Origin of the sequence: Acetobacter senegalensis (assembly GCF_001580995.1) — a bacterium.
Lineage (GTDB): Bacteria > Pseudomonadota > Alphaproteobacteria > Acetobacterales > Acetobacteraceae > Acetobacter > Acetobacter senegalensis.
Window position 1 is genome coordinate 1 of sequence record NZ_LHZU01000067.1, and the last position, 7,586, is coordinate 7,586.

Annotated in this window: 7 protein-coding genes; 3 read left to right on the top strand and 4 right to left on the bottom strand. The window is 59.6% G+C overall.

All coding sequences use genetic code 11. From position 1 onward, the window contains the following. Positions 1 to 95: 95 nt before the first annotated feature. From AD948_RS00790 to AD948_RS00805, 4 genes are all read right to left on the bottom strand, one after another. A complete protein-coding gene (locus tag AD948_RS00790) occupies positions 96 to 788 on the bottom strand; it encodes a YoaK family protein (RefSeq protein ID WP_061470285.1) in 693 nt (230 codons plus the stop codon). A 95-nt stretch (positions 789 to 883) separates the two neighbouring features. Further along, positions 884 to 2,821 carry a hypothetical protein gene (locus AD948_RS00795; protein ID WP_061470286.1) on the bottom strand — a complete coding sequence of 646 codons (1,938 nt, stop codon included), beginning with the start codon at positions 2,819 to 2,821 and terminating at the stop codon, positions 884 to 886. Between the two features lie 404 nt (positions 2,822 to 3,225). After that, positions 3,226 to 4,167: a CPBP family intramembrane glutamic endopeptidase gene (locus tag AD948_RS00800; protein ID WP_156478873.1), complete on the bottom strand. Its 942-nt coding sequence runs from the start codon at positions 4,165 to 4,167 to the stop codon at positions 3,226 to 3,228. Positions 4,168 to 4,334: 167 nt separating this feature from the next. Continuing rightward, positions 4,335 to 5,465, bottom strand: coding sequence for an acyltransferase family protein (locus tag AD948_RS00805; RefSeq protein WP_061470288.1), 1,131 nt, complete (start codon positions 5,463 to 5,465; stop codon positions 4,335 to 4,337). A gap of 396 nt (positions 5,466 to 5,861) precedes the next feature. Between AD948_RS00805 and AD948_RS00815 the strand changes: the two genes are divergently transcribed. The 3 genes from AD948_RS00815 (at position 5,862) to AD948_RS00825 (ending at position 7,399) form a co-directional block, all read left to right on the top strand. Beyond that, entirely contained in the window at positions 5,862 to 6,329 is a 468-nt protein-coding gene (locus AD948_RS00815) for a hypothetical protein (protein ID WP_039905555.1), read from the top strand. 115 nt (positions 6,330 to 6,444) lie between these two features. Next, on the top strand, positions 6,445 to 6,927 hold the full coding sequence (locus AD948_RS00820) for a GAF domain-containing protein (protein WP_061470291.1): 483 nt from the start codon (positions 6,445 to 6,447) through the stop codon (positions 6,925 to 6,927). A gap of 229 nt (positions 6,928 to 7,156) precedes the next feature. Beyond that, positions 7,157 to 7,399, top strand: coding sequence for a hypothetical protein (locus tag AD948_RS00825; RefSeq protein ID WP_140385719.1), 243 nt, complete (start codon positions 7,157 to 7,159; stop codon positions 7,397 to 7,399). Positions 7,400 to 7,586: the final 187 nt, after the last annotated feature.

Below are 7,586 nucleotides of genomic sequence, written 5' to 3' on the forward strand. Positions count from 1 at the left end.
CAGAGCAACAGAGCAACAGAGCAACAGAGCAACAGAGCAACCGAGCAACCAACCGGGAACGGGGGTGGCGGCCGCGGGAAGGCGTGGGCGGCGCGTTATTCCGGGTCGTGCGCGCGTTCAGCGTGCGCAAGATCGGCATAGAGGATGGCCAGAAGTGGCAGCGGCCACAAAAAGGGCCGGGGCGCGTGCAGTCGTAATGCTGCGGTTGCGGCCATGGCCCCCAGAAAAAACGCAGCCCATGCCAGCCCCGGCAGCAGAATGGTGCCATGGGCCGGGCGTGCACAGGTGCTGCCGGGCAACAGGCTGACCAGCCACCCCGCAATGGCGGAGGCGCATTTCAGCAGGTTGCTGGTAATCACAATGGTCTGGATGGCGTTGCCGGAAAAACGGGAAATCGTCTCGCCCTGCACAGCCATGAAGGCGGGCAGAAACAGCAGTTCACACACACGCTGGGCGGGGTGGCCCTGCACGGCCTGCGTTACCACCAGAAGCCCCGCCATAATAAGGAACCCACGCGCCGGCAGCCACAGCCGCCGCACCACGCCAGCCAGCACGGCGCTGATGAAAAATACCGCCACAATCGCAGCTACCTTCAGCCCGTGCGGCCAGTCCCCACTGGCCAGTGCGGCCCCCATGTCCGTGGTGTTGCCAGTCATGGCGCCGACAAACACACCGCCCAGTTCCACAAACCCCAGCGCATTACCGTAACCCGCAACCATGCCCAGCAGGGCAATGCGCCGGGCAGAGCGGGAAACAGGGGCAGAGGACTGGGCCGGTGTCTGGGCCATGGCGGGTCTTTCGTGTCTGTTGCGCGTCAGGGGCGGCTCAACCGTGTGGGCGGCTGAGGGTGGAGAGCAGAATACCGGGCAGAAGTCGCTGGTTATCATGCGGTGGGGCCGCACGTTCCAGCATGCACGGCCCATTGGGCTATGGCCGTTCCATCCCGCAACAGCGTGACAGGTTGCGGCGGAGCAGAAGACCGCCCGCTTGCACGCATTGTCAGACACAGGGGGGCAGAGGGGCCGGCCAGCCGCACCATGATACCAGCCAGTTGCGCGCCGCTCCACGCCCCATCCGGCCCCACACTGGCCCACCCCCGCCACAACATGGCTGGCGCGGTTGCCGGGGTGAGCAGAAAGGACTGGTCTTCCGTCGGGTGGGCGGAAAGTTCCGGCGCGCGTTGCAGGGTGTCAGGCATGGGCGCAGAGGGAAACAGAGTCTTGTGCCAGACCATGACCGGCACCGTGCCCCAGAGCAAAGTCTCATCCGGCAGCCCGAAATTATGCTGTGCAAGTGCTACACAGGCGGCTGTATCCGGGCAGAGTTCGTCATCTTGCTGTGCAATGAAAAACTGGCGCGTTTCAGAAGGCACTGTGTCCTGGGGCCTGTACCACGCATCAAACACTTGCTGCTCTCGTGGGTGCAGCACGCCGGCTCCTCGCACCGCCACGGGCCGAATGGTCACATGCCCGCCGCTTAGCAGATGGCTGGCATTGGCGTGTGTGGACCAATATCCCCCATATCCGTGGCTCAGGTGATGATCTTGCAGAAACGCAAGAAGCTGTATGGTGTTTGCCAATGCCTTCTGGGGTGTGGCGTGGTTGCCGCCGGGTGGTAACAGGTCAGCCAGAACCCCACCCACAGCGGCCAGCACCAGCCCGCCGGTTAACAAAGGCCGCGCCTGCCCAATGCACCAACACAGGCAAAGGACAAGCGGAAGCAGAAATGCGAAATTTCCTAAAAGACGTGTCAGATCCAGCCCGGTCACAAAATCTGAGAGCGAGAAAGCCGCGAACGTCACACTCAGGGAAAGGGCGCAAAACAGCAGAAGAAACCGGCGTGGTCCGTCTTTCTGATCGTGCAAGCTGTTGCTTACGGCAGGGGCGGCAAGGCCACACAATGCAAGCAGAATTATTCCGCTGATCCATCGAGCCCATGGGTGCGTGAGCGCGTTCGTGCCCGGCACCAGATGCAGCAAAACCGCAATGCCGGAAAAGCCCAGTGCGGCATGGTGCGGAATGTCGGCAAGTGGCCCTTTGGTAAACTGCGTGCCCGGTATACCGGGGAACAGCCCAAACCCGTGCGCTCCGGCCAGCCAGACAGGCAGTGTGCTGGCAATAAGGCACAGTGCCGTCCTTTTTTGGCGTGCATCGGAGGGCAGGAGGCACACCCCCACACCAGCAAGCGTGAGCGGCAAAACAAACGCCGCCCGCGCCCATGGGTCGGAGATCGAGGCAACCAGCAACAAAACCGTTGTCAGCGCCAGCAGCCACCTTGAACGCCCCTTGAGCACCAGCACGCAGGGCACAAGTGCTGCCAGCCCCCAGAAGCATGTCACCCCATGGCTGACCGGATGCGCCAGAAACCCGATGGGCCCCAGCGCCAGCGGGTTGAGGAACAGCAGCACGCCAAACAGCCCCATTCCCACCAGCCAGGCAGATGGCCGAGGGGCGGCGGCCAGCGCCACCAGAACACCACACAGCGCGCAACTGGCCACAAACCCCAGCCAGCCACACAGGGCAGGAATCCACGCCTGCTGGCCCAACAGGGCATAAAAGGGAAATTGCGGAAGAATGGCAGAGAGCAGCCAGTTATCCTGCGTGCTGTGCCATGCGTTCAGTGCGCCCAGACCATGGGCCAGTATGGCTTCCGCCACCACGGCAGGCGTGGCGCGGTCAGCATCCAGCGGCAGAAACGCCGCCACCTGAAAACTGCGGTACAGCCCTGCGGCAATCAGCCCCGCAAGCAGACAGAACAGAAGGCCTGCAAACCGGTTTTTTGCACCCTTCTTTGGGGCTGAACCCTGTCTTGCCGTTTTCAAGTGCAAAAGCCGCGCCCTCCGAAACATCTTGTCCGTCTGTGCCAACCCCCCATGCGGGCGTCAACCAGAAGGCAGGCGGGGCGGCTGTGCGCTCAGGCGGAGGGATGCCCTTATTCCCTTCAGGCTCCCACAGAAACTCAGGCGTTCACGGAGATTACTGAAAAAATCAGATTGAAGGCTCGGCTGGCATTGGTGCGCAGCAGAGACTATCCCTGCAAGCGAGACCTCATCATGAAACAGGCCCCCAGGAGTAAAGTCTTCGCGCAGACAGGTGCCGTTTTCCAGACAGGAAGGCTTGATGGTGGAAAATGGACACACCCCGCGGCTTTTATGGCCTCATGTCCACGGAGCCTGCGGTGCGCGGGTACGTTCCGACACCTTGCGCGCAGATATGGCGGCTACAGTCACGCAGATGGCGGGACCGCGTCACCGTGTGCGTGTTGGCGTGAGGGCCTGACCAGCAGGATCGGCACAAGCATCATCAGAAACTGGCACGCAATGCCGGGCAGACTGAACATGACACCGTTCTCGCCTCCATTGATCAAAGCGGAACCGGAGGTTTCAAGATAGACAATCTGCATGGGGCTGTTTGCCATATCATGGCCCGGCACACCCAGAATAATGCCCGCAAGGTCTGCCGTAGCGTGTGCGCCAATGCCAAGCCACAGCGAACCAGACAGACGCCGCAGCCCACACAGCAACATGCCCGAGAGAAAAATCAGAACAAGCTCACTATAGTTTTCACCCTGATTGTGCAGGTGGCACAGGGAGAACACCAGAGACGTTGTTATGGCCGCACACCACCAGCCCATACCGCCTTCCAGTTTTGCCAGAGCATAACCCCGAAACCATAACTCCTCAGTCAGGGCAACAAGAAGCACCCAGAAGGCTGAAAGCAGTGTGATCAGGAGCGTTATGGCTGGCGGCCAGATCCAGCCTGTTATGTGAAAGCCACCGAACACATATTCAAAAACACCCAGAAGCAACATGCCAATAGTGGAAAGAACGCACCCGTAAAGAAAGCGCTGGCCCCCTGTTTTTTGTAAAGGCAGGCCACAGAACGCGGCATCTTTCCGGTCAAGCCGTGCAAACACGGCTGTCACAGCAAGCACCGCCAGAAACATAAGGGTTTCCGTCAGTATGAAGTCCAGAAGAACAAAAACCTTCTGATACCCTTCGGAAACAGTGGTGGTGAAAAAATGGGCCAGAACATGGGGGTTATGGATGGATAACACCAAAGGGACTATTATCAGAAAATACAGCGCGGCAGGCCAGACAGATCCTATTTTCCCGCGCACTTTCTTGTCCCTTACTGTCTGGTGCGCTGCATGAGGTCTTTTCCTCACACAGCAGAAACCTTCGCATCATAACTGTATCGGAATGGTATGGCGGGTATCAGCCCTCGTCAATCCCGGCTCGGTCTTCTACCCGGGGGCCATTCTGCGCCCTGTAGAAAGATCCTACTCTTCACGCCTGAAGGCCGAACATAGCGCTATGTCAACGGCTCCCTCTGTCAAACCAGACGCTGTACACCCGGAAAAAAGCGGATGATATGCGTTACAAGAAAACTGGAACACAGGGTTATGCCCGTCACACACGCCGCTTTCGGGATGGCTCCCCATGATGCAGGCAGCAGAGCATACTGGGCCCATGTCACAAACATATAGTGGATCAGGTAAACGCCGTAAGCGTCTCCCGTAAGTGTGTTAACCCGCGCGGATACGGTGCTGACAAAGCGCAGGCAAACGCCCATCAGGGCCAGGCAGAACAGAACGCTGCAAAAAACAAAAAGAACGGGCCGGATTTTTTCAAATGGTGCAGGTAGAGCAATAAACCATCCAAAAGCACTCATACCAAGGCAGAGCGCCTCGGCCCAGTGCCGCGCCAACGCGCCATTCCGCTGAAACAGGGTATGTTGACTGCCCGCAGCCCCAGCCGCACAGCCCAGACCAAAGAAAAAGCCATACAGGCCAATCCGGCTTCCCTGAATGGAAAATGGTCCCCAACTCAGCCAGCGTTCTGCGCCAAACAGCAGAACAAACGGCACATAAGCCACAAGAGCCACCCCCAGAATGCCACACACGGCCACCACCGGACGACGGTTCAGGCCATCTGGCACGCGGGCTGCCAGATAGCTTGGCAGAGAAGGTGCAAGGCGCACTGTCAGAACACACAGCGCATCAAGCACAAAAAGAAACCAGATGAACCACGCAGGCCCACCCGGCCAGTGAAACCTGCCGAAATACCCTTGCCAGAAGGAGAAGAAGGACACACGGGCACCCGCTTCCAGAACGGAGGGATAATAGGCCACAGGCATCACAATGCTGACGCACACCGCAAAAGGAAGTCCCAGCCGCAAAAGCCGATCTTTCAAATAACGGCGCGGCCCTTTGCGGTGCAGGCTGGGCAGAACAAACACCCCGGAGATGAAAAACATCAGCGCCATGAAATAGGTATCATTCCACCGCACCAGCAGATCGAACCCGCCCCAACGTTGCCGGTCAATAATGGGCGCGCTTGAAAGCAGGTAGGCATGGTGGTCAAAGTGACCAAAGACACAATACGCCAGCACACTATGGTGCAGCACAACAGCCACGATCAGACACAGCCGAAGAAACCCGATGGCGTGATTGTTCTTGCGCATCCCCAAAGCCCACCGTGTTTTCTGAGTACAGAAAGAGCGCGTACCTGCTGATTGCCTGAACGATAGAAGCCTCACCCTCAGGTGGGAAGATCATTTGATGGCCCCATCAAGGGGGAGGCCATACGGAGCATTGCGTAACGCAGGCTGAGGCACGTGCCTGTTCGGCTGTCAGGCATGCTGTGTGGCCGGATGAAACAGGTGATGCACCTGCCGTTCACATCATGGATGGTGTCAACCGGCCAGATACAGGCCAGATACAGAAACGCTCACGCCTGTCGCACTCTCCACGCGCCAGAATCCCAGCCATCTCTCCTCGGCTCTTGCTGGCGGCGCGTATCTGCCGCACTCTGGCGCCTCTTGAATTACGCGTTTCCCTTTTGCGTTAGGAGCATGTTCATGTCGGCATTTCGTCCGGTTTTTAAAGCAGCGGCCGCTCTGGCTCTTTCTGGCTGCGCGACGCTGGTGGCACTCGCCCCGCTGGCGCCGCAGCAGGCCCATGCCGCCAAAACCCTGAAAGTGCCAGCCGTTCCCCCGCCCATGACAGCCGCCACCGCCGCCCCCGGTGTGCTTGATTATGATGGCATTCCGAACGTTGAACACGCCTCTCCCGCCAATGTGGCTGGCCTTATGGCGTATTGCTACAGCCACAAGCTGGTAACGGATACCACCGTGCGCTCCCTTGGCCGCAAGCTGGCTGCCAGGCCGGGCGTTGCCACCAACCCGGCTTATGCCTGGGGCGGCAAGGGCCGGTTGGAACTGGGCGGCAAAACCATGTTTGATGTCACAACCCTCAACCGCGACCAGCGTGCCGCCGTGTGCAGTCGCTCAGCCCTGCGCGGCCCGGATCTGCTGAAAAGCAAATAAACCCGGCCCGAACGCCACACCCGCCCATATGTATCCGGCGGGTGTGGTTTACACTGTTTTTCTCTTTCCGGTTCTCTTCATCCACTCTCTGCGTTCCCATCAGAAGGCCCAATTCATGAGCGCACCTACCCACCGCCTGACTCCGGATGATCTGCTGCCTGCCGTGCAGGGCGTGCTGGAGACGGAGAGAGATCTCATTGCCAATCTGGCCAACATCTCGGCTCTGGTGTTTGAAGCCCTGCCAGACCTCAACTGGGCCGGGTTCTATCTGCTGCGGCAGGGGGAACTGGTGCTGGGGCCGTTTCAGGGGCGCGTGGCCTGCACCCGTATCCCGCTCGGCAAAGGCGTGTGCGGCACTGTGGCGCAAAGCGGCACAACGCTGGTGGTACCAGATGTTCACCTCTTCCCCGGCCATATCGCGTGTGATGCCGCCTCCGCATCGGAAATTGTGGTGCCGCTTCTGGCCCACGGGCAGCTTGTGGGTGTGCTTGATCTCGATAGCCCCCGGCCCAACCGCTTCACTCCGGCAGATCAGCATCTGCTGGAGCAGGTGGTCGCCCTACTGGCCGCCACACTGCCACCATCGCCATTGGGCTGAGGGACCGGAAACCAGACGTCTCTCAAAAACCGTTGGGCAACGTCCCTGCGCGTGCGGCGTTCAGAAGCCATACTCCCGCCACGTCCTCAATATGGCGTTTTCTCCGCTTGTCGTTGGCCTTCTCTCTGTCGCTCCTTTGTCGCGGCAGTCAGAGTATGAACCATAAGGGGCAGAAAACAGGGCCATAAAAAGGGCAGGCGGGTTGATACGCCCTGATCTGGAGATTTTCATGCTGCCTCGCGTTTTTTCTCTCCCCGCTTTTCTGCTTCTGGCCCTGCCTCTGGCGGCCTGCCATAGCGGGCCTTATGACGGGGGAAGCACTACATGCCGAGGCGTTCCCCCACATGGAACAATGTCTCCCGGTCCGGGCATGACAGGCCCCAACGGCATGGGTGGCCTTGGTGGTTCCGGCAGCACGGAGCACGGCCCACGTCCCCGCACAGATAGAAACTGCCGCGTGAATCAGCAGTAAGCAGGAGGCATAACCAAGGCCCATCTGGCGGTTTTCGTCGAGGCTGAAAACATTGGATTTTGGATGCGGTGCATCGGCGTTCCACCTTCAAATCCGTCCATTCCAGCCTCAAAAATCCCTTGTCATCCTCCGCCTGATGGCGTTGCCACCAGCACCAGCACCAGCACCAGCACCAGCACCAGCACCA

What these genes read in the sequence shown, in the direction of transcription:
- AD948_RS00790 (WP_061470285.1), bottom strand. Translation starts at nt 788, where the DNA reads ATGGCCCAGACACCGGCCCAGTCCTCTGCCCCTGTTTCCCGCTCTGCC.
- AD948_RS00825 (WP_140385719.1), top strand. Translation starts at nt 7,157, where the DNA reads ATGCTGCCTCGCGTTTTTTCTCTCCCCGCTTTTCTGCTTCTGGCCCTG.
- AD948_RS00815 (WP_039905555.1), top strand. Translation starts at nt 5,862, where the DNA reads ATGTCGGCATTTCGTCCGGTTTTTAAAGCAGCGGCCGCTCTGGCTCTT.
- AD948_RS00820 (WP_061470291.1), top strand. Translation starts at nt 6,445, where the DNA reads ATGAGCGCACCTACCCACCGCCTGACTCCGGATGATCTGCTGCCTGCC.
- AD948_RS00805 (WP_061470288.1), bottom strand. Translation starts at nt 5,465, where the DNA reads ATGCGCAAGAACAATCACGCCATCGGGTTTCTTCGGCTGTGTCTGATC.